General features: G+C 60.8%; 20 protein-coding genes and 1 pseudogene. 3 read left to right on the forward strand and 18 right to left on the reverse strand.

Annotation, left to right across the window (positions count from 1 at the left end; translation table 11 throughout):
• Positions 1 to 223, forward strand: a pseudogene (locus ABW22_RS11340) (GGDEF domain-containing protein); the annotation flags it as partial.
• A 23-nt stretch (positions 224 to 246) separates the two neighbouring features.
• Here ABW22_RS11340 and ABW22_RS11345 read toward each other — a convergent pair.
• Positions 247 to 1,173, reverse strand: coding sequence for a trypsin-like serine protease (locus tag ABW22_RS11345; RefSeq protein WP_059756513.1), 927 nt, complete (start codon positions 1,171 to 1,173; stop codon positions 247 to 249).
• 545 nt (positions 1,174 to 1,718) lie between these two features.
• On the reverse strand, positions 1,719 to 2,240 hold the full coding sequence (locus tag ABW22_RS11350) for an FxDxF family PEP-CTERM protein (RefSeq protein WP_157648613.1): 522 nt from the start codon (positions 2,238 to 2,240) through the stop codon (positions 1,719 to 1,721).
• 339 nt (positions 2,241 to 2,579) lie between these two features.
• Here ABW22_RS11350 and ABW22_RS11355 point away from each other — a divergent pair, with 339 nt between their 5' ends.
• On the forward strand, positions 2,580 to 2,816 hold the full coding sequence (locus ABW22_RS11355) for a hypothetical protein (protein ID WP_059756519.1): 237 nt from the start codon (positions 2,580 to 2,582) through the stop codon (positions 2,814 to 2,816).
• 388 nt (positions 2,817 to 3,204) lie between these two features.
• Here ABW22_RS11355 and ABW22_RS18080 read toward each other — a convergent pair whose 3' ends face one another.
• The 6 genes from ABW22_RS18080 to ABW22_RS11385 form a co-directional block, all read right to left on the reverse strand.
• A complete protein-coding gene (locus ABW22_RS18080) occupies positions 3,205 to 4,224 on the reverse strand; it encodes a PEP-CTERM sorting domain-containing protein (RefSeq protein WP_088178782.1) in 1,020 nt (339 codons plus the stop codon).
• A 237-nt stretch (positions 4,225 to 4,461) separates the two neighbouring features.
• Positions 4,462 to 5,157, reverse strand: coding sequence for an FxDxF family PEP-CTERM protein (locus tag ABW22_RS11365; RefSeq protein ID WP_059756525.1), 696 nt, complete (start codon positions 5,155 to 5,157; stop codon positions 4,462 to 4,464).
• A gap of 723 nt (positions 5,158 to 5,880) precedes the next feature.
• Positions 5,881 to 8,271, reverse strand: coding sequence for a S8 family serine peptidase (locus ABW22_RS11370; RefSeq protein ID WP_059756528.1), 2,391 nt, complete (start codon positions 8,269 to 8,271; stop codon positions 5,881 to 5,883).
• Positions 8,272 to 8,464: 193 nt separating this feature from the next.
• On the reverse strand, positions 8,465 to 9,070 hold the full coding sequence (locus ABW22_RS11375; protein ID WP_059756531.1) for a hypothetical protein: 606 nt from the start codon (positions 9,068 to 9,070) through the stop codon (positions 8,465 to 8,467).
• On the reverse strand, positions 9,067 to 9,684 hold the full coding sequence (locus ABW22_RS11380; protein WP_202813946.1) for an archaeosortase/exosortase family protein: 618 nt from the start codon (positions 9,682 to 9,684) through the stop codon (positions 9,067 to 9,069). Before ABW22_RS11380 ends, ABW22_RS11375 begins: the two co-directional genes overlap by 4 nt.
• 183 nt (positions 9,685 to 9,867) lie before the next feature.
• Entirely contained in the window at positions 9,868 to 10,896 is a 1,029-nt protein-coding gene (locus ABW22_RS11385) for a hypothetical protein (protein ID WP_157648614.1), read from the reverse strand.
• 236 nt (positions 10,897 to 11,132) lie between these two features.
• Here ABW22_RS11385 and ABW22_RS11390 point away from each other — a divergent pair, with 236 nt between their 5' ends.
• Positions 11,133 to 11,738, forward strand: a complete 606-nt coding sequence (locus ABW22_RS11390; protein WP_237763324.1) for a rhomboid family intramembrane serine protease — start codon at positions 11,133 to 11,135, stop codon at positions 11,736 to 11,738.
• A gap of 150 nt (positions 11,739 to 11,888) precedes the next feature.
• On the opposite strand, the gene ABW22_RS11395 is transcribed toward ABW22_RS11390, so the two are convergent.
• From ABW22_RS11395 to ABW22_RS11440, 10 genes are all read right to left on the reverse strand, one after another.
• Entirely contained in the window at positions 11,889 to 13,286 is a 1,398-nt protein-coding gene (locus tag ABW22_RS11395; RefSeq protein WP_059756538.1) for a multicopper oxidase family protein, read from the reverse strand.
• 102 nt (positions 13,287 to 13,388) lie between these two features.
• Complete coding sequence (locus ABW22_RS11400) at positions 13,389 to 14,264, reverse strand: WecB/TagA/CpsF family glycosyltransferase (RefSeq protein WP_237763325.1); 876 nt, start codon at positions 14,262 to 14,264, stop codon at positions 13,389 to 13,391.
• Between the two features lie 829 nt (positions 14,265 to 15,093).
• Positions 15,094 to 15,528, reverse strand: coding sequence for a hypothetical protein (locus ABW22_RS11405; protein WP_157648615.1), 435 nt, complete (start codon positions 15,526 to 15,528; stop codon positions 15,094 to 15,096).
• Positions 15,488 to 15,856, reverse strand: a complete 369-nt coding sequence (locus ABW22_RS11410) for a VanZ family protein (protein ID WP_082708781.1) — start codon at positions 15,854 to 15,856, stop codon at positions 15,488 to 15,490. The genes ABW22_RS11405 and ABW22_RS11410 overlap by 41 nt, the downstream gene beginning before the upstream one ends.
• Positions 15,857 to 16,275: 419 nt before the next feature.
• Positions 16,276 to 17,373, reverse strand: coding sequence for a non-hydrolyzing UDP-N-acetylglucosamine 2-epimerase (wecB, locus tag ABW22_RS11415; protein ID WP_059756549.1), 1,098 nt, complete (start codon positions 17,371 to 17,373; stop codon positions 16,276 to 16,278).
• The gene (locus tag ABW22_RS16830; protein WP_082708762.1) at positions 17,370 to 18,488 is read right to left on the reverse strand and encodes a glycosyltransferase family 4 protein; all 1,119 of its coding nucleotides are present in this window, start codon (positions 18,486 to 18,488) and stop codon (positions 17,370 to 17,372) included. The genes wecB and ABW22_RS16830 overlap by 4 nt, the downstream gene beginning before the upstream one ends.
• Before the next feature lie 6 nt (positions 18,489 to 18,494).
• Positions 18,495 to 19,112 carry an acyltransferase gene (locus ABW22_RS16835; RefSeq protein WP_082708764.1) on the reverse strand — a complete coding sequence of 206 codons (618 nt, stop codon included), beginning with the start codon at positions 19,110 to 19,112 and terminating at the stop codon, positions 18,495 to 18,497.
• Positions 19,102 to 20,325: a glycosyltransferase family 4 protein gene (locus ABW22_RS11430; RefSeq protein ID WP_059756558.1), complete on the reverse strand. Its 1,224-nt coding sequence runs from the start codon at positions 20,323 to 20,325 to the stop codon at positions 19,102 to 19,104. Before ABW22_RS11430 ends, ABW22_RS16835 begins: the two co-directional genes overlap by 11 nt.
• 37 nt (positions 20,326 to 20,362) lie before the next feature.
• Positions 20,363 to 20,989 carry a class I SAM-dependent methyltransferase gene (locus ABW22_RS11435; RefSeq protein ID WP_059756562.1) on the reverse strand — a complete coding sequence of 209 codons (627 nt, stop codon included), beginning with the start codon at positions 20,987 to 20,989 and terminating at the stop codon, positions 20,363 to 20,365.
• Positions 20,990 to 21,054: 65 nt separating this feature from the next.
• Complete coding sequence (locus tag ABW22_RS11440; RefSeq protein WP_162264486.1) at positions 21,055 to 21,870, reverse strand: glycosyltransferase family 2 protein; 816 nt, start codon at positions 21,868 to 21,870, stop codon at positions 21,055 to 21,057.
• Between the last annotated feature and the right edge of the window lie 8 nt (positions 21,871 to 21,878).

The raw sequence follows: 21,878 nt of genomic DNA on the forward strand, positions 1-21,878 counted from the left end.
CGGTGCGATGGCATTTCACGCATTGGTGACACTCTCCATCGGCGCGGTGCTGGTGGACCCCACCCATTTCCATCAATATCAGGAAGTGGCGCGCGCCGCCTCCGAAGCCAAACACATGGCCAAACGCGTCGACGGCAGCAGCCTGTTCATCGACCAGCGCCGCATGCCCTTCGGGCGCACGCTGGCCGCTGAAGAAGAAGAACAACAACTCGCAGCCTTATGAGGCACGCGCGATGCGCGCGCGTTTCAAGATTCAACCCGCCCCGATAGCCCGTATCTGATTCCAATCATGCCGAGCCCTGCCAGCAGCATCAACCAGGCATGGGGCTCGGGAACCGGCGCCATGGCCGTTTCGATCCATGGGATATAGGATGCCACCACGGTGCCGCCACCAATGGCGCCAAACAACACATTGCTGCCGGGCAGGCCTGTCGTGCTGCCGTTGAAGGCGGCGATGCCGGCGATCTTCCACACACCGTTGTCGTTGACGAAAACCGGGCTGCCGGAATCGCCGCCGGCGAACTGGGCTTCGAGCGTTTCACCGAGCGTGAGATTGGCCGCGATGGCCCCACCGAACACATTGCTGGAGGCATCCGCCCCGTCGAAATCGAGCAGGAAGATTTCCTGGGCCGATCCGCCGTCGTCGTCCGCCAGCAATCCATCGACCTGGTTCTGCCCCACCCGCTTGACGGCAGCATTGGCGCCGCTGGTGACGCCGTTCACGCCATCGCCCCCACCGCCGTAGCCCACCAGCGTCACGGTCCTGCTTACCAGCGCGCCGCCATACAAGCCGTAAACCGGCACGCTCGCATCGACCGGCGCGGCGAGCCGGATCAGGGCCAGGTCGTCGTGCCACATGCCGTCCGCCCCCGGCGTGGTTCCCGTAAATCCAGGAAACACGGTGATGGATTCGGCAGCGTAAACCTGGCTGCCCGCTTCCGCGTTCAGCATGAATGACACCTTGCCGGCCGGCGCGGCGCCGACCACGTGCGCTGCGGTCAACACGTAGCGGCTGCCAATCAGCGCCCCGGAAAACGTGCTGCCGTTGACGCTGACCGCGCCCACCCCGGCCCAGGGCGAAGCGGCGACATTGGCATCGGCCGGACCGCCGACAATGGCATGCGCCGGCAGCGTGACGAACAGCGCGAGACCGGCTGCTATAAAGGGTTTCATGGCAGATTTTCCTGAGTGCATGAATCCGTCTGGATGCCTCGCACGTGTTGCCTTGGGGAAGCCCTGAACAAGTCGTCACCCCGGCGGTGCGTGGTTGTTACAGCTTTAGCTGTTTACAACAACGGCCTGCCCCTTGCGGGTGAAAGCCGGGGTCCAGGTTCTTGATTTCACTGGATTCCGGCTTCCGCCGGAATGACAAATGTGGACTTGTTCAGGGCTTCCTTAGGCGAGGCGTCGCCACCTTGCACGGCGAAGTGGCGATTCCCTGGAATAAAAAAGCGGGCCGGTAGACAGGCTCGCAAACGGGTTCGACGATAAAACATGTCCAAACCCTCGGAGAAAAACGATGTACGCGCACCCGTGAGCCGCATGACAGCAATCGAATGCTAACCAGACAATATGAAGCCAGTCGTGCTGGCGTCCTTCCCCTGCATGAGCCGATTGGCTCATGCAGGGGAAGGACGCCAAAGAAGCGGCTCCCGAAGGAGCCGCAACGGAGTTTGCAGGAGAGACGTCCTGCTGCAATTGCCCTGGTGGGGGTGTGCTTATGCCTGGCGGCGGCGCAACACCGTGAAGCCGACCAGGCCCAGGCCGGCGAGCATCATGGCGTAGGTTTTGGCTTCGGGAACCGGAACAGCCTGCAGGACGCCGCCATAGCTGCCGCCCAGGGTGCCGGTGACGTTACCGGAAACGACGAACTTGTAGTCCAGCGCGGCAGGCAGGTTGGCGAACACCGACAGGGTGTAATCGGTCAGCGAAGTCTGGAAATCGCTGGCGATGATGTTGTTCAGACTGTCCTTGAACGCCACCATGAAATTTTCGATGGCGAATTCCTGACCGTCGAACTGCGGAATGTCGAGGTTGATGGTGACGGCAGTGCCGGCAGTAGCCGACTCGGGCATGATGTCGAAAATGTATTCGTCGCTGAAGGCAGCGCCAGCGGCGAACGAATTGCCGATGTTGACGGTTAGACCGGTCAGGTTCCCGATATCGCCTGGACCGACGGCGGCGGCGGACCCCACCGCTCCGGCCAGCGCGCACGCCAGCATGGTTTGAACAAGTTTCATATAAACCTCCAAAATAAAAGTCAGCAAGCAGGTGCATCCAACAGCGCGTGGTGTAACTGACAACCGGCTGTCTACACATACAACGCTTCTCCCAAAGCTGCGCAGACCCGGATGCTTGCCACACCCGCCTCGCGACGGGTGTAGCTTTTTCAGTACGCTCGCAGTGTCGCGCATCGATGTTGCAGGAGTTGGTGTTCATGGCGTGCCTGGCATGGCACGTTCGGGCCACATACCCGATCGTCGCCGGAACATTCGGACCATGTAAATTCAGCGCCGCTGTCATACGCCGCTCACCTTGCTGCGCGAGGATGGGAACTTCCTGGCCAAAAGGGGAATGCCATGAACACGCACGACACGACGACACTGGAAGCGCAGGCCGATTTGCTGGCCGAAGAAGCGTTGCACGAACTCGGCGACATACCGCTCGACGAGCCTGACGAATATGCCGAGCAATGCGATTACGCGGGCTGCTACCCGTGGCTGGAGGACGTCATCTGCGCCCATCCGTACGAGCGTCCGGTCCACCCGGTTCTTCACGACGAGGCTGCGGACCTGGAAGCGGATTTTTACTGCTGACCACGCTGCCACCGCACCTGCGTGCCTTGCCCACACAGGCGCAGTAGCCGACCCTCTGTCGGGTTTTTTTACATCGCGCCCGGCATCCGGCCCGGCTCGGCTCGCGCCTGAACCCGATCTTTCGATAAACCCGATTCATATCAATCGCCTGCCGCCGTCAGGCCGGCGCCAGGAACGATCCTTGCGTGCGCTTCCGGTTGTTGCCGTCGTCCCTTACGTCAACACCAAAAAAAGACCCGCCGTGAGGCGGGCCAAAGATGCGCGTGAACGCATTCGGTGAAACTTGCCCCCGGCATCGCTCGAACGAGCGATGCCGTTCAGGGGTGGCTCACGCCTCAAGGCTGGCGACTCAGCGCGCCATTATTGGTTTCATTGATGACGGCACGATTTATTTCGATGTGGCCCGCCGGCGCGCGGCGGCAAAGCCGACCAGACCCAGACCGGCCAGCATCATGGCGTAGGTTTCCGCCTCGGGAACCGCCTGAACGTACAGGCCGGACGAACTCAGCAGGCTCGCCCCTTCGGGCAGTACCAGGCTGTTGTCCAGGGAGGCCAGGCTGAAATCCGCCATGCCGCCATTCGAGGCGCTGACATCGAGCGTGGCCGTCAGCTGGAAAGGCGTGCCGTAGGCAAAGGCGAACTCGCCTTCAATGTCCTGCGACAGCGTCGATTTGCCGTTGCCCGACAGGCTGGAAGTCTGGCTGAACAGGGTTTGGCTCTGGTCGGCTTCGCTGCAGGCGTTGTACCAGGAATAGCAATACGTGCCGGTCGAGTAGCCGATATTCAGGCTGTAGCCTGCCGATCCGTTCTTGGCCGACACCATCATGCCGTCCAGCACGGACGCGAAACTTGCCGAGCCGAGGCCGGTTCCGCCGGATATCACGAACCAGTCGCTCCAGGTCGAAGTGGCGTTGGCGGAACTGCTGCCATAGTTGTAGCCATAGCCATTGCTGCCCGGAACCCATTTTGTTTCCGCATGCGCCTTGAGCTGGGCGACTTCCGCCGAAGCCTCGGCGTGGTAGCCGTAGCCTTTGCGATTCAGTTCCAACTCCACTATCGAGCCATCCGGGCTTGAATCGTATTCGCTGAAATAGCCGCTGCTCGCGCCTGCCGAGTAGTTCATGCTGCCGCTCACGTTCGATGATGCGTAAGGGGTGTTCAGGGAAGCAGCAGGTGGTTGGATGACAGCGTAAGGGTCCCGCAGTTCGAGTCTGACACCGGGGTTCTGGATGAGTCTGACACCGGGGTTCTGGATGCTGATCGAACCTGCGCCTCCAAAATAACCTGAGTTTCCGTTACCTGCTGTGAGTGTAACGCTTGCCTGGGCACCGGCACTGGCCATCACCATTCCTGCCAGGAGCAGGGATTGACGGACGCCGACCTGTTTTGCTGCTTTCACGCGCTTCATGATTTTCCTTTATTTAAAGTGATACGAGAGGGTTATTGGGCACAATAATGCCAAGCCGGCTCTGTGCAGCCGGCCCCTTCGCTGCTCTCCGCACATTTAGGGCACTTCTATAAATGCCGGTTTTGTCATTGCGAGCGAAGCGCGGCAATCCAGCGCATTGATTAAGCGGATATTTCTGGATCGCCGCGTCGCTACGCTCCTCGCGATGACAATTGATAGAAGTGCCCTTTATTGTTTTCAGGCGATGCGACGGCGCGCGGCGGCAAAGCCCACCAGGCCCAGACCGGCCAGCATCATGGCGTAGGTTTCCGCCTCGGGCACCGGTGTCACGGCCACCATGCCGGGGGTCAGGCCAACGAATTTTTTCTCCACGAACGCCAGCGAAGACGTTGCGCCTGTCGAGACCAGCAGCAGGTTTTCCACCGTCACGTTGATCGCCTGAACGCTGTCCCACGCGGACAGGTCGGTCGATGCCAGCGCAGTCCAGTTGTGCGTGGGCACGCCCATCTGGCTGAACGAAGCGGCGGGCAGAATGCTGGAGGTCACGTCGGTCAGCGGATTCGCGATATCGAAAACCCGGATCTGGCCGGCGACATCGGCCATGCTGCCCGAGCCGAGCAACAGATAGTCGCCCTTCTCGACCAGATCAAGCGTGGTGAACGTCCAGCCCGCATGCGCCGATACCTGGATATTGATGGTTTCGTTGGTCAGCGCGAAACCTGCGCCGTTCAGCGATTTGGCCTCGAAATCGACCGGGGTGAAATACAGCGTGTCGCCTGACACGCTGGCCGGCCCGAACAGGCCCAGCAACGCATCGTCAAAACTGAAATCGATGGTATTGCCCGCCAAGGTGACGGAAGCTGCGAGAGCAGCTCCGGAGAGAGTCTGGCTCAGCAGGAAAATGCCGGCCACCAGGGGTTTTACGCGCTTCATGGATTGCTCCTTGATTGAAATGGATGTTCGAAAACCGCTCAGCCTGGCGGCGGTTGCAACTGCCGGTTCGCTGGACGCAATCGCGCCCAAGCCAACAAGACTCAGCGCACGCCAATTGGAATCTGCAAAAAAAACGCAGCGCCGTACTGGCGTGCGCATGAGATATCGCGGGGCTGTTGCCCAGCGAAACAGAAATGGAGGGGGCATGGGAGATACCCCTTCCTGGCGCCCAGACACCGACGCCCACTGCTATTCACGCGCACTGCTTGTTACTTTATTTTGTGCAGCTTGTCGGGCCGGGATGCCGGTTCTTTCGTCCAGCCTGCCCTGCCCTGCTGCTTATCAACCACGTGTTATTCGCCTTGCGGCCAGTCTGTTCCCGCCTGCGTCTCAAGATCGGACACAGGCTCACCCACACGACGAAACGGAATCTGCAATAGGAAATGCGGCGCAGCACCGTTTCGGCGTGCGCATGAGATATCGTTGAAAAATCCAACGAAAACAGGAGATGACAATCCCTGTGAGAGGGCTTGTCCGGACATCCGACTGCCGATGTCCACTGCTTTTCACGCGCACTGCTTGTTGCTTTATTTTGTACAGCTTTTGTAATCCGTCGCGGGCTTCGAATCTAGTGTTCGGATGCTTCCTCGACTGTGGGGAATCTTATCGGGCCAATATGTCAGGGCTTCGTGTTGAAGTGTGGCCTGCGATGAGCTTATCGGCTCATATGACGGTGAGCCGGGGATCAGGCAAGCCGTGCCGCATCACAGCGAGCAGGCCCGCGCCCAGCAACAGCAGCGCCCATGGCGGCATCGGCACATCGCCGTCATTGACGCCGCTGGCCGAATTCACGCTGAAGGTCTGCATGACCGAGGGCGCGGCGCTGTACTGGCTGTCGCCCGGCTGGGTAGCTTCGAGCGTGCAGAGCCCCGCCGTCAGCAGGGTGACGGTATTGCCGCTGACGCTGCATACCGTGGACGTCAGCGAAGCGATGCTCACCGGCAATCCGGAACTGGCGGTGGCGGCCACGCTGAACGATGGGTCTCCCAGCGTTCGATCGGCGATGGCGGGAAAATTGATCGTTTGCGCGAGCGGGGTGACGCTGAAACTCTGCGTTACCGTGGGGGCGGCAGCATAGCTGGCATTGCCGGGCTGGTTGGCCGCGATCGTGCAGGTTCCGGAGGCGATCAAACTGGCCACATCACCCGAAACCGTGCATACCGTTTGCGTCTGGCTGCTGAACGTCACCGCCAACCCCGAGCTGGCCGTGGCGCTCAGGCTGAATGCCGAGTTCACGGGCATGTCGCTGATCGGATCGAAACTGATGGTTTGCGCTTGCAACAGCGTCCAGGCGAGCTTGATCGCCCCGCTCGCGCCCGACTTGCCGTCGACCGCGATGCGGTAGGTCGTCCCGGCCGTGGCCGCGAAGCTGAGGCCGCTGGCGTTGCCCGCCGAGCCATCGTTGTCGTTCGAGGCAACCGCGGCGAGCACCGACACGCCGCTGCCGGTATACACCGCCAGTACGGTATCGAAGCCGCTGCCGTGCGTGTCGAAGCTGGCCGTGCCGGACGCCCCCGGCGTCCACTGCCACCACACCGATTTGCCGCCACTGGCGCCCGCGTGAGGGGGCTCGCCCGACTCCTGCGTCGCATTCAGGTTCCAGCCTGCGGCCGTGCCGTTGTTGCCATCCAGCACAGCGGCCTGCGCGAACGCATCGTTGAGCGGCGGGCCTTGGGCGGCGAGCAGGTCGACACGCGGCTTGACGATGCCGTTGCGCGCATCCGTGACGGCCTTTCCGCTACCAGTGAGGCGACTCAGCCGGCCCGTCGCGGTATCGCCTGGAAACGCCTGCGCCAGCACCGCGACCGCGCCGGCGACCACGGGCGCCGACAGCGAGGTGCCGGCGACCGTGGCGCCGGTCACCGTGGTCAGCGCGCCGGGCGCGAGCAGGGTCAGAAAAGAGGCGCTATTGGAAAAACACGCCACCTTGTCGGCTGCCGTGACGCTGTCGGTACAATCCGGCTCCGGTCCGGTCCAGGTGAGCGCGCCCACGTTGGCATCGTAAACCGCGCCCACGGATACGGCTTCCGGGGTGCAGGCGGGGCTGGCGATGCCGTCGCTGAAACCGTCGTTGCCGCTGGAGACGATGCTCAGGATGCCGGCAGTGCGGGCGTCGATAAAAGGCTGACGATAGGGATTCTGGGCCTTGACGCTGCACGCGGTAGTGTATTTGATCCCGTCGCCCAGACTCATGTTGATGGCCACGATGTTGTAGAGCGCGCGGTTGCCGATGACCCAGTCGATGCCCTCGATGATATCGACGCTGCTGGCCGAATTGCCGCTGAACACGTCGATCGCCACGATGCCCGCGCCGGGCGCGACTGCCGTCGCGACGCCCGCCACCCAGGTGCCATGGCCGTTGGCATCGCGGGCATTGTCCTCGGGCGCGGTATCGAGCGCCGCCACCACGCGGCATCCGGCCGGCACGCCGGGCGCGGTGCAGGCGCCGAATTCGCTGCGCGTGTAATCGACGCCCGTATCGAGCACAGCCACCGCGGCGCCGCTGCCGGTGCGGCCCATGATCTGGCTCACCGGGGGCTGGCCGATCAGCGGCAGGCTTTCGGCCAGATGCGGATAAAGCCGGGTGTCCTCGAACACGGCCACCACCTCCTCGCGCGCCAGCAGCCGCAACAGCGCATCGGCGTCGCGGAAGCGCAGGAACGCCATGGGGATGTGCCGATAGTCCCGGCGCAGTTCCGTATCCCCCTCTGGCAATGCCGACAGCACCCGCGCCTTGAGCGCGCGATAGCGTTCGGCGCGCAGGGCGGTCGCCGTCGCGTCCTCGGCCTTGAGCGCGCGCCGGCTCAGATGGCGTTCAAGCTCGGCATCGATCGCGGCATCCCTGAACAGCACGAGCAATTCGCGCACCTCGCCCGCCTGCACCCTGCGCCAGGTTTCCGGCGCGATCTTGTCAGCGACGGCAGCCGGAACCGCGTCCGCCTGCGCCTGCCGGTATGGCATGAGCGCGATCGCCGCGAGCGTCAGCAGGAAAGCGAAACGAAACAGGGCCGCAGCCAGGCCCGTCCGCTTATCCGAAAAAGTACGCGCATCCATCCGGCCGCAGGCTAACCGGCCTTGATGACAGCCATGCGTCCTGCGGCATAAGCCGGCCAGGCCTTAGGGAAAGTCAAGTTTGTCATTGCGAGGAGCGTAGCGACGCGGCAATCCAGAATGTGTGATGAATCAATGCTCTGGATTGCCGCGCTTCGCCCGCAATGACAAGAATAGGGACTTGTTCAGGATTTCCTTAGCTGCGGTGGGATTCGAACGGCTTGTGCAACAGCGCTGCCGCGAAGGCCATCGCGAGGCTCAGGGCAAAACGCCCGCCTCCATTCATCACGTGCGTCCAGTCGACCCGCATCGAAGCTGCATCCGCGCCGGGATCGAGCGAGTAGCTCAGCAAGTCACTAATCGAGCTGGCCAGCACCAGCGGGACATCGAGCGCTTCCAGCACGAACAGGAAAGGCAGGCTCAGCAGCAGCCTCAGCAGGCGCGCACGCCAGTTCGGAAGCGGCCAGGCCAGTGCCGAAGCGACCAGCACGATCGGATGGATGAGCGCGGCATACATGGGCGTAGAAGCGTTCACCGTCAAGCCGGCTGGCAGTATATGACCCTGCACCAGCAGCGCGCGTTCGGCCATCACCTGGGTGTCGAATACGTATTCATGGCCGAGCGCGATGCCCAGATACACCACGCCAAAATCCGGCAGCGCCCCATCCAGTACGCGTTGATACACGGGCAGCCAGAAAACGGCGTAATGCCAGCCCCACGCCCAGGCCGCCCACAGCAAGACGGGCAGCCAGATCAGCAGGCGCAGGATGATGCCTGATGCGACGTCCCGCCCGGCACTCATGGCACGCGCGGCGTCTCGCGTCCCAGGAAGGCGAGAAAGAAAACCAGGCAGGCCGCCACCAGCAGCACCGGCAGTACCGTGCCGTGCAATATCCCGAACCAGACGCGATCGTGCAGGAAGGCGTGCCAAAGCATCACGATGCGCACCTGATTGAGCGCAAACACCAGCAGCGCGCCCGCAGCCAGGCCGAACAGGCGCGTGCGCCAGGCAAAGGGATAGGCGATGAAGGCCGCCGCCAGGAGGAACAGGGTTTCCATCCCTTCGCAACCGTTGAGGATATTGAGCCGCCCCGCCGCGGCCACCAGCCGGTGCCCTTCGGCATGCACCTGAAATACCGGCCACAACCGGTCGATGATCCATGCGGCCGGACGGACGGTGAGCTCGTCGATGAACACGTGCTCGACTGCGGTGTCCCGCCCCCTCTCCCATGCGTATTGCAGGGCGAAAAAAACGGCCAGGAAAACCAGCAGCACACGCCAGGGCTCACGCCGCCGCACTTGCGCGCGCGACTCGGCCTCGACGATTTCGGAATGGCTTGGGGGATGCATGAAGGCAATACCCGTGTTGTCGCCTTGTGTGGCGGTATCGCCGCCGGTGGAACCGGCAGCCAGCATGATCGTCCCCTGCCGGCAGGGTCCGAATGAAATCACTGCCCGTACCGCGTGGACTGTCGCCCACCCGCTTGCCAACACAGTGATTTTCATTCGTCACGCCGGCGAAGGCCGGTGTGACGACTGATGACGTTCAACTGGAATCCTGCTTTTTTAAATCCGCCGGCGCACGGCCGGCGATCCCATTCAACGTGCAAACAAATTCGCTTTCACAATGCGCGGCTCGATGCGAAACACGCTCGGGTCGCGCGGATTGACGAACACCTCGACCCAGTGAACGTTCTGGGCGCCGAAGTTTTCCACGCGCGTGACGTTTTCCAGCATCCGGCTGCCCGACGGCTTGACCGGCCCGGCGAGCGGCTTGTCGACACGGAAGTAGTGGCTGTCGCCATGCGCCAGCAACACCGGCTTGCCGAATGCCACGGCATGCTGGGTGATGCGATCGAGCACCTTGTTGAATCCCTGCCGTTTCAGGTCGGCGGCAGGCAAATCAAAATTGGGGTTGGCCTGCATCGCGATCATCACGCCGGCAGAATTGCGCGCGGCAGCCTGCGCGAACACCTCGTCGATCCACGCCAGCGCGGCTGTTTCGCGGGCCTGGACTTCTGCCAGGCGGTCGGGACGCGGCGCATCGTAGCTGTCGGCCGGGTCGATCTGGTTCCACGGGTCGAGGCCGTTGTTGCTGCCGACCACGTGCAGCGTCGCCATCATGGCCCCGTGGAATTCCCACATCATGTTTTCGACATAATGTTCAAAGCCCGCCATCGTTGCCTGGGTGCGCACCGGAAAAGCATTCTGGCCGCTCGTCATGCCGGGAACCGGATAATAGATTTCGCGGAATCTGGTCAGGCGTTCGGTCGGCAGGTAGTTGCCGTTGTTGGTGCGGTGGCAGTCCGTCCAGTCGTTGTCGCCGGGCGTCACGATCACGCCATCCTGGAGCGTCTGGAACTGGTCGAAGCGTTTTTGCAGCAACGCGTCGTCGCAGCGCTCGCTGCCCGCCTTGACGTCGCCGGTATGCACGACAAAACGCACGTGCGGCGCCGCATTGATGCTCGCGATCACGTGATCGAACTTCGGCTCGACCGCGCTTCCGTAGGGCACATCGCCGATCAGTGCGAAGGAAGCCGAACCATGCCGAAAGTCGTCTGCGCCGGCATGCGTACCCAGCGTCAGCAACAAGGTGGCAGCCAGCATACTGAGGGATTTTTTCATCATTGAAGCGCTCCAGAGTGGATAAAAATGAACCTTCTGGAGATTACCGGTGTCATGTTATTGGAGTGTGTCCCACCCAGGGCATCCACCTGATCCATTCGGCTCATAGGAAAACACTGAACAAGCCGTCACCCCCGGTGAATACTCAGAGGGCACAAGAGCCGGGGTCCAGCCATATGATTTGACTGGATTCCGGCGTGCGCCGGAATGACCGAACACTTTACAATCCGGCTGAACCCATGCCCATCGCCATGCCGCCGATCACCCTCTCCCTCATCCTGCTCAATGTCCTGATCTATGCGCTCGGGCTGACTACCGGCCCTGAGATCATCCGCGTATTTGCCCTGTGGCCGCCGGGGTCGGGGAATGCCTTCCATGTCTGGCAGCTTCTCACCTACAGCTTTCTGCACGGCTCGCTGCTGCACCTTGGATTCAACATGGTCGCCATCTGGATGTTCGGCGCCGCGCTGGAAAAGCGCTGGAACGACCTGCGCTACCTGCTGACCTACCTGCTCAGCGTCGTCGTCGCCGCCATGACGCAGATCGCCGTCAGCGGCTACTTCCTGCACGCGGCCGGCCCCGTCATCGGCGCCTCCGGCGGCGTGTTTGGCCTGTTGCTGGCCTACGCGATGTATTTCCCAAACCGGGTGATCAGTTTCATTTTTCTGCCTTTTATCCGGATTCCGGCACGCACGTTTGTGCTGGGCTACGGCGCCGTCGAACTCTTGCTCGGCGTCACCAACACCGCCGCCGGCATCGCCCATTTCGCCCACCTCGGCGGGCTGTTCGGCGGCTGGCTGGGGGTGCAGTATTTCCGCGGGCGCGGGCTGTTCGGAAAACGCTGACGGGCAGCAGCAAGCTGAGCACCCATCCTGTCTGGATCAACATCATTCCACTCGAATTTGCATGACGCCGGGTTTCCCTGTTATGCCCCTGAACCATTTTCAGGCGTAGGGCGGGAATACTTTCCCGCCACCATGGCGGGGTTTCCCCTGTCAGACCACCTCGAAATTGGACATCATGCCCATATCCTCATGCTCCAGCTTGTGGCAATGCATGACATACAGTCCGCGATAGGCGTCGAAGCGGATGAGCACGTCCACGGTTTCGCCATCCAGCAGCAGCACCGTGTCCTTCCATCCGCGTTCCCACGGAAGCACCCGGCCGCGGCCGCCGGTGCGTGACACAACCTGGAACGAAGCGCCATGGACATGCACCGGATGCGGCGCATTCCCGCCGGTCTTGAAGCGCCAGCGTTCGGTTTGGCCAAGCGGCACCTGGAAATCGATGCGATGCATGTCGTACACGCGGCCATTGATGCGGCTCATGCCGTCGAAGCTGAATTCCCGGGTCAGCACCGGATCGGCGAGCGCGGTAATCGTGGACAAAGCGCCGACGGGAATCTCGCCCGCGACCGTGACCGCGCGCGCGACCGCGAACTCCAGCAGGTCCCAGCCGGCGCTCAGGCAGCGAAGCATCACCCTGTCGTCCACCGCGAGATCGCGGAAATCGACGAGAATATCCAGCCGTTCACCCGGGCCGAATTCGAGCTCAACGACCGAAGCGGGCGCCGTGTCGAGCAGGCCGCCATCATTGCCGATCACAACGAAGGGCGCGCCGTTGCTCAAGGCGAGACGGAACACCCGCGCGTTCGCGCCGTTCAGCACGCGGAAACGGTAGATCGCGGTATCGACCACCAACTGCGGGTTGAGGGTGCCGTTGACGAGCGGCGTTTTCCCCAGAAACCCCGAGGATTTGGCGGTATACGTCAGATTTCCAGAACTGTCGAAATTCGCGTCCCGCAAGATCAGCGGTACTTCATGGAGACCAGATGGCAGGTTGAGCGCGGCTTCTTCGGCGTCGTTGACGATGAAGGCGCCCGCGAGCCCCAGCGCCACCTGCTCGCCCGTCTTCATATGCGGATGCGGGTGATACCAGTTGAGGCAGGCCCGCTGCTCGACGGGGAACTGGTAAGCATAGCTTGCGCCCGGCATGACGGCATCCACCGGATGGCCATCCGCGGCCGGCGGCACGATCATGCCGTGCCAGTGGATGGTGGTTTCGGCGGCAAGGCCGTTGGTGAACGCGATATCGGCCACGTCGCCATTGTTCGCCCGGAACGTCGGGCCGGGGAAGAATCCGTTGTAGGCAAGCACGGATGACAGCTTGCCGCCGCCAAGGTTGACGCTTGCAGGCGCCGCGGTCAGCGCCGCGCCGCCCGGCGCGATTGTCGGCGGAATGCGCAGCGGATTGCGGGCCGTCTGGCTGCCGCCACTGTTCCCGCCCTTTGCCGCGAGCGCGAACGGCGCGATGCCGGCGGACAGAAGGCCCGCCGCCAGCGCCGTCGTCCGCATGAACGTGCGGCGATTATTGTCGAAGGGTTTGTCCGCCATATCACGTATTCTTTTTCCGCCAGATTGCTTCATGAGGTCTCCATCACGCCTGGTTTTTGATGACGGCTTCCATTAAGGCTGTGCATCAGGCTTTCTTTTAAATCACCGCCCGAACAGCAATTGCCATGTCGCACCGAGAATGAACAGCGTATTCGTTACCAGATAACGCTTCCACAAGCGCCCCGGCTCCGACGCCAGGCGATGCAGCCATTCCAGTCCGTTGTCGCGCATCCAGGCCGGCGCCCGCCGCATCGTACCGGCGTGGAAATCGAACGCCGCGCCAACACCGATCAACACCGCATTAATTTTGCTGCGATGCTCGGCGATCCAGCGTTCCTGCTTGGGGCAGCCCAGGCCGACGAACACGATGCCGGCGCCGCTGGCATTGATCCGGTCCACCGCCGCTGCGTCTTCCTCCGGGGTCAGTGCACGGAACAGCGGCGCTTCCATCGTGATGCGCAAGCCCGGAAACGCCTCCAGCAAGCGCTGTTCCAGCTGCCCTAGCGTCGCCTCGGTGCTGCCGTAGCAATAAACCGGCAGACGGGCAGCCGCTGCACGCTCGCACAGCGCCCACATCAGATCCGGCCCGCTGATGCGCGGCTGCCCGTCAAACCCCTGACGCCGCAGCATCCACGCCACCGGCGCACCGTCCGGCGTCGCCATGTCCGAAGCATTGATGATTTTGCGATAAGCTGCGTCACGCCACGCGCTCACCACCACATGCACATTACAGATCGTCACGTAGCGGCTTTCACGCGCATGCGCCCAGCCGAGAACTCGAGCAGTCGCAGCTTCCCACGAGAGTGCGTCGATTTGCGCGTTCAGCACCTTCCCCGTAGTGCGCCCCCGGCTTTGCAGCGTCTTGATGCCGGAGTCCCCCGGCCATGCAACCTCGAAATGGTGTGGAGCCTCCGTCTCGTCTCTGACATCCAGGCTGTGCACCCAATCTTCTGACAGTGTTTTCTCAATATTCATCATTCTTCACTGCTCCCAATTTCTTCACAAATTCGCGCAGAATGGCGATGTCGACCTCAGACGAATCATCGTTTTTGCCATCGCGGTGCGCGCCTAAAACCTGGTTGCGATCTGTGCTGCGTCGCTTGATGCCACGCCCTTGGGGAGGGCAGCCTGTGCGTCCCTGTCCGGATCTGACAGAGCACAAACCAGGCGGGAAGACGATAAGCGGGGAAACTCGCTCGTTATCTCGTTATTGAGCAGAATGAAGATTAGCGACAGATTGTTACCCGCTCGCACAAGTGAAACCCAACCTGCCTGAGCCATATGGCTCATAGGGCGTTCATGGATTGCGGGAACGTCGAACTGTGCCGATCATCTGCCTTGCATGTAATGCAAAGGCTCTTTCACCGTTATGTATTGACTGCATGGTTGCCGTAGGTCGGGAGAGCATGGTTGTTGCTGCTTTAGCGGCTTTACAACTACGACCTCCTTCTTGCGAGGGATACTTTCCCGACGCAATGGGCGGAGGTGTGCGGGGGTGTCGGGAAAGTATTCCCGACCTACGGATAGCGTGTGATTCCAGGGCGTTTGCCAAGGAACAACGCATAACGGTGAAAGTGCCTATCGCAGCCGGCGCGTTCGCATGACCCGTTCGGTTCAGGGGACGGGGAGCGCAACCCGCTTGTCTGTCACGCGGCTTACGCTCACTTGTTTGCCGGAAAGGCAGGATTGGGGTCGTGGTGCAGGCACACGTGCCCGCTGGCTATCCGCCTGTGTGGCGTGGCGATGGATGACTTGAAGCTGGGGGCCTGCGATTTGAAGCTGGCCGGCTGGCGGTCAGCGAGTCCACTCAACGAGCAAACACATTCGCTTTCACGATCCGCGGCTCGACGCGGAACACACTGGAATCACGCGGACTGACGCACACCTCGACCCAGTGAACATTCTGGGCGCCGAAATTGTCCACCCGCGTGACGTTTTCCCGTATCCGGTTGCCAGACGGCTTGACCGGTCCAGCGAACGGCCTGTCTACGTGGAAATAGGGGCTGTCGGCCGGGTCAATCGGATAGTTGATGTCGCGGAATCCGGCCAGGCAGCCGGTCGGCAGATCGTTGCCGTTGTTGGGGCGATGACAGTCCGTCCAGTCGTTGTCGCCGGACGTCACGATCACGCTACCCTGAAGCGTCTGGAACGGGTTGAAGCGTTTTTGCAGCAACGCGTCGTTGCAACGCCCGCTGCCTGCCCTACCCCTGCCGCACCGGCCATGCGCGCCGGGCAATTTCATGGCTTATCCCTATCCCTGCAAGCACGCCCAGCGCATCGGCCACCCAGTCATCCAGGCCTGGCTGACGTCCCGGCAAGGCAAACTGATGCCACTCGTCCCAGCCCGCCAGCAGCAACATGCCCGCCATCACCCACGGCCAGGCATGGCGGCCCGTTGCAACCAGCAACAAACCGGACAGCACCGCATACCACCCCAGATGTGCCAGTTTGTCCCACGGCGCCGGTATCAGCCCAGCAGCCTCAGGCTGGCTGTTGCCCCAGAAATACAGCGCCAGCAGAACAGCCACCAGGGCCAGGGCAAATCGATGAAAGAGCACCGCATGTTTCATGCCGTTCATTCCATGTTCAGCCCGCCGGAATCTGCGGGCAAGGCGGCGCCACCTGTTTATGGGCATGAGGGGGATCTCTAAAAATCCGTCATGCCGCACTTGATCCGGCATTCCTTGCTTGATTTGACTGGACATACGATCTTTCACATCTTTAACCCATAGAAAGCCGGAGATTCCAGCCCTTGCCCGCAGGGGGAGAACGTAACAGAAACGCTGTTAACACGGACAGCAACCAAGGGGCACAGGGACAACGAAACAGGAATTCTAGCGCTCACCGCCACCTGCACATTGCAGATCGTCAGGTAGCGGCTTTCGTGCGCATGCGCCTAGCCGAGCAGGCGATTCAGCGCGGCGTCCCACGACAAGGCATCGATGTGTGCGCCGAGTACTGAGCCGGTTGTCCGCAGAGGCCGCATCGCTCAGCCTTTAGCCAAATCCGCAGCCAGGATCGTCACTATCCGCTCTGCCGCCTTGCCATCCCACAACTCAGGTCGGCGCCCTGCCTTGCCACCGTTCAGCCCTGCATACGCATCAAGAATTTTTTGCGGCTGCGTGCCAACCAGCACATTGGTTCCCTGCTCCACCGTCACCGGGCGTTCGGTGTTTTCGCGCAGGGTGAAGCACGGCACGCCCAGTGCGGTGGTTTCTTCCTGCAGGCCGCCGCTGTCGGTCATCACCACCGCAGCGTCTTTCCACAGATTGAGAAATTCCATGTAGGCCAGCGGACCGGTCAGGGTGATCCGGTCGCCCAGGTCGATGCCGAATTTATCCAGATTGGCACGCGTGCGCGGATGCACCGGGAAGATCAGCGGCAGCGTTTCACTGATCGTACGCAGCGCACCGCCGATTCCGGCGAAGGACTTCGCCTCGTCCACATTCGACGGCCGATGCAACGTCACCACGCCGTATCGCGGCTGGGCAGCCTTGTAACCCGCCGTGGCGAAGGCGCCTGCATCCGCATGCTTGAGCTTGTCGTGCTGATACAAAAGATTGTCCACCATCACATGGCCGACAAAATGAATTTTCTCTTTCGCCTGTCCTTCGCGCAGTAAATTTTCCACCCCGCTTGGCTCGGTGACGAAAAACCAGTCCGAAATCGAGTCGGTGACGATGCGATTGATCTCCTCCGGCATTGCCATATCGCCGCTGCGCAGGCCTGCTTCCACGTGCGCCACCGGGATGTGCATCTTCTTTGCCACGATCGAGCAGGCGATGGTGGAATTCACGTCGCCCACCACCAGCACTGCATCCGGCCGCTCGGCCAGGCACAACTGCTCGAAGCCCAGCATGATCTTCGCCGTCTGCTCCGCATGCGAGCCACCGCCCGCGCCCATGAATACATCCGGCGCCGGAATGCCCAACTCCTCGAAAAACACCTCGTTCATTTCACGGTCGTAGTGCTGCCCGGTATGAACAATCTTGAAGCGCAGCCCACCGTGTTGATTCAGCGCCCGCACAATCGGCGCAATTTTCATAAAGTTGGGGCGCGCACCCGCCACCAGATAAAGCATTTTCATCGGGCCAGTCTCGTCAGTTGATTCACAATACGGTTGATAAATTCATGGAAGGAAAACTTGCCGGTAATCATCGCGCGCGAGCGTTCGCCCATGCGTTCGGTCAGGCCCGGTGTATCCAGAATCGTCGCCATCTTCTTTGCCAGTTCTTCCGGCGTGTTCTCACGCAAGCGAAAACCGTTTTCCCCATCCACCACCAGATCATCCGCGCTGCCATCGGCAAACCCCGACACAATCGGCAAGCGGTGCGCCATCGCCTCGTTGATGCCCAGCCCACCCGTGCCCGGCAACACATACATCTCCGCCGCATCGAAATACGGCCCCACGCCTTCCACGATCGATCCGGTCAGCACCACATCGTCGCGCCCCGTGCACGCCGCGCGAACCGCTGCCAAATGCTCGCCATCGCCCACCAGCACAAACACCACATCACGACGTTTCATCAAATCCAGCGCTTCAAGAATCACCTCGATGCGCTTCTCCGCCAGCACCGCACCCACAAACAAAATGATCTTGCGGTCACCGATTTCGGGATGCTTGCCGCGCACCAGCGCCTGCGCCTCGGCCTTGGGCATGAGTTCAATGCGTTCCTCGTTGATCGTGTTGTGCATCACGGTGATCTGATCCGCCCGCGCGCCATGGCTCAGCGCGTAATCACGCGCATTCGAGTGGTAAGCCATGTGGTAATCGAATTTAGGAATAAATCGCTTAAGAAGGAAACCTTTAGCAACTCCAGGGTTGTATTCATAGCCACATTGCCAAGCGACCAATTTATTAAACCCCAGTTGCTTTTTCAATCCCATCAGCTGCCAATGAGAAACATTCCCCACATGGCTCAAAACAACGACGATGTCAGGTCGAATTTCACGAACTTTGTCTATTACCCCGAAGTGACGGCGGAAAATAAAGCTACCGATTTTGTATTCGCGGAATGTGAACTTCGATTCTTTTGCGATAACGGGTTCCCCCAACCCGACGCGCCCTTTATTGGCTTGATTCGTCTCGCCAGATAACAAATAAAGATCCAGTCCTGCCGTCGGAAGCGTTTTCTCCAAGCTCTTGAATAGTTCCTGGTGGTAGTGCGCTACGCGGTCAAATATGAACAATATTTTTTTCATGATGGTTTATTGATCCAGGTGGCCAGGTTTAACAATCCAGTGGTCATATCCCCTCTCGGAAAACACGAAAGTTCCATTCCGGATGCGCTGCTCGTGTTCTGCTACTAGCGACTCATCTGTAAATCTTCGCCCAATTTGACGTGCGGGGTTTCCCCCCACGATGGCATAAGGTTCCACGCTCTTGGTTACAACCGACCCTGCAGCCACGATAGCTCCGCGCCCAACACACACCCCAGACAGCACAACAGCACCAAAACCAAGCCAGACATCAGATTCAATCGCCACTTTTTCATCGCGGTATGGACTGGGTGATTTGGCACTACCCACCCACGGCGAAAAGCGCACCGGCACCCCAACAGTACGAAAATCGTGGTCATGCCGTCCCACCAAAGCCACACGGTTGGCAATCATCACGTAATCACCGATATCGGCATTGCACTCTATGTGAACATCCTTGCCGACATAAACATTGTTGCCAATGGTTACCCGGCAAGGCGCCCATATTCTGATCCGTGCCCCCAAGTGCAAACCATGGCCATGTGTCAGCACCTTCCGGAAAGCGAGTGCCTTGATTCTGGTTTGCACCCTGCGAGCAGCCGCCAATACCATCGCTTTAATCCCCATGCGTCACCTGACCCAGCAGCGCAAAAACCCCATAGGCCCGTTTTTCCCAGGACATCGCCCCACGAACATGCTCCAGTGCTGCCCGGCTCATCGCCATGCGACCTTGCTCATCACCAGCAAAACCACGCACTGCATCCGCAAGCCCCTGTACCACTCTCTCCTCGTTCTGATTTTGAGTTGACACAACAATGGCAGTCTCAGAAGTAACCAATGTCACAGGCCCGCCAATATCCAGACAAATCACCGGCAAACCAAATGCCTGCGCTTCAAGCACCACATTGCCGCTGGAATCGTGCAGGCTTGGGAACAAGAAGCAATGCATGGTCCGATACAGTGCGAACAATTCCTGCTGCGGCACCTGGCTTACCCAGCGGATGCGGTCGTGAATGCCCGCTGCCACGGCCACCTTGCGCAATTCTGACTCAAACGGGCCTTTCCCCAGCAGCGTGAACTCGACCGACACCCCTTGAGCGATTGCCTGCGCCACGGCGCGAATTGCCAGATGCGCCCCTTTCCAACCCAGCAAGCGGCCGGCAAACAGCACGCGCAGCGGCTCGCCCGGCTGCCGCGCCCGTGCCTGAATGCCGGCGGGCGCATCGATGCCGATTTCGGGATACACGATCGCACGACGGCGAAACGGCCACGGCAACGCCTGGCGGGTGTCTTCCGTCTTAGTAAGGATCAGCTTGGACTTGGCATAGGCCGCCCACAAAAACGGATCGAACAAGGCCGTCTTATTCAGCAGCGAACGCAACAACTCTTTCAATTTTTCGCGGCCGCGTATGGAACGCTTCAATGCCAGCGGCGCATCCTCGCCGCCGCCCAACGGGCCGAAGATAAAAGGAATGCCGAGATACCCCAGAAATGACGGATGGCGAAACACGCCGTAAGTGATGTGGATCGCCAGATCGAAGCCATGATCGCGATGCAGGCGCCGTGCAACCCCCAACAGCCCGAATTGCCAAAGGGTGTAAAGCACCTGCGCGGTCGTCGAATTCAGCGGCATGGCGCGCAACCAGACCGGCCGGTAATACACCACCGCCACGTTGTCCGGCAGTTGCACGCCGCCCGCCTCCACCAGCGGCCGGCGGGTCGCGTCCGTCACCACCGTCACTTCATGGCGCTTGGCAAGCTCGGCCGCCCAGCGCCAGCCGACACCGGGCTCGCTGCCGACGTTGGGCGCAAAGGCAAAAGCGCTGAGCAGGATTTTCATGCGGCGGGCCAGTTGCTGAAGAGCGGTGAAGCGGGATTCAGAACTTGTCGCCTATGGCCAAATAGCTGCCATAGATGAACAAGGACAAGCGGCTGCCGACATAACGCGAGACCCTGCCGCTGCCGTATACCCTGACCCGCGAAAATCCGGCCATTCTTAACTTGAGCTTGAGCGTGTCGGGAAAGTGCTGCGAAACATGCGCCCCGCCCAGAATGCTGTGCCCACGCAGCTTTCGTTTTATATCGCCGGGGTTCGGCGTCGTCAGCAAGAGCCGTCCACCAATCTTCAGCACCCGAAAAATCTCTCCCAGGGTCTGATCGACATCGGCCTGATAGATATGCTCGATAAACTCGCCCGCCACCACCGCATCATAGGTTCCGTCCTCGTTCGGGATCTTGGTGGAATAGCCATGCACCCCTTGCTCGTACACATCCTTGGGCAAGCGATCCAGGCGATCACGGACGGCATCCAGGCCATAAATCTGCAGACTGTTGTCCAAGCCTTTGAGCACGCTGCCACCCCTGCCTGTGTTGCAGCCGATATCGAGCACACTGCGCGCCCCTTTGGGAAGGAATGTGTGAAACTGGCGATAGCGATCTTCCGTAAACGGATCGTGCTCGCTTTCAGGCTGCGTCAGATTCAGCGCCTCGTAGTTTTTTTCCATCCCATTCTCCCCTACCCACTTTTATTGATCGTTATGCACACCGCATATCAGCGTTTCTGACTAAATCACGCACGGCCCAGAATGACCTTGGTATATCCCCACAAAAAATGCACCGGCCATAACATCCCGCCATGGCGCCAGCACATCGTCAGCCACGAACGCCAGGGCAAGCCCTTGCGCGAAAAAATCTGCTTCAGTCGCTGTTGTAAAGGCAGCGCCTTATCGCGGTGTGTTCCTTTCAACGAATTGCGGGAACACACGCCTACATATCCGGCAGTCAACACAATACGGATGCCCAGCTTGCGCGCCCGCATCGAATAATCGGTATCGCCCATGCCATGTTCAAACACCGGATCAAGATTGCCGAGCTTGCGGGCAATGCCATCGGGAACCAACACCAAGTTTCCGTTCACTACATCCACGTCCTGTGGCTGTGGGCCTGGGTGCACGACCGTCGCCAAAAATGGCCGAATGCGGGGAGACACATACCGCGCCCCGCCATAAGTTGTCCGTCCATTCACGGGGTCACTGATCGCCCCCACCACGATTGCCTCATCGGGTGCCGCCGAATCCCGCGCGGAGAGCAACAGACTAAACGCATCGGGTTGCAGCATCGTGTCATCGTTCAGCCAAAGGTAGGCCGGAAAACCCACCTGCATGGCAGCATCAAATGCGCGGTTCATGCTGCGGTTCCAGAAATAGCTGCCATCGCCGCGAAGGATGGCAGCATCAGGCAGCAGCGACTGCACCGCCTCCGCCGTGCCGTCGGTTGAGCCATCGTCAAACAGAAAAAGTTGGTAATCGACCCCGGCGCGTTGGGCTGTTATCGCCAGGTGCTGCAGGCATTCCACAGTTATCGCGCGCCGGTTATAGCACGCCATCAGCACTG

Source organism: Thiobacillus denitrificans, assembly GCF_001530125.1.
GTDB lineage: Bacteria > Pseudomonadota > Gammaproteobacteria > Burkholderiales > Thiobacillaceae > Thiobacillus > Thiobacillus denitrificans_C.